This window comes from Methylophaga sp. UBA2496 (assembly GCF_002341635.1).
Classification (GTDB): Bacteria; Pseudomonadota; Gammaproteobacteria; order Nitrosococcales; family Methylophagaceae; genus Methylophaga.
Genome location: NZ_DDOK01000009.1, coordinates 236,808 through 237,031 on the forward strand (window position 1 = coordinate 236,808; position 224 = coordinate 237,031).

The 224-nt window shown below is 48.7% G+C and carries 1 protein-coding gene; it reads right to left on the bottom strand.

The window, feature by feature from the left end; all coding sequences use genetic code 11:
* Nucleotides 1-224, bottom strand: a 224-nt coding sequence (locus tag B2W60_RS14305; protein ID WP_292362904.1) for a hypothetical protein, incomplete at both ends; no start/stop codon positions are given.

Genomic DNA, 224 nt, shown 5'->3' on the forward strand with positions numbered 1-224 from the left:
GCTTCGGCTTCGGCTTCGGCAATATTGTTTTCTGTCTGGTTTGTTTCAACCAAATCGTTGAACGCATCTTCAGTTAATTGCTGGCTGTCGCTGTCTGAACTGGGATCTTCAATGGACAAAGCCTCTTCGAATTCCAATTCCAACGGAGAAATTTGCTCTGCTGCTTCCACTTCTTCCGTTAAAGCTTCTGACGCTGGTTCGACGGCTTGTTCCGGCTCGCCAGG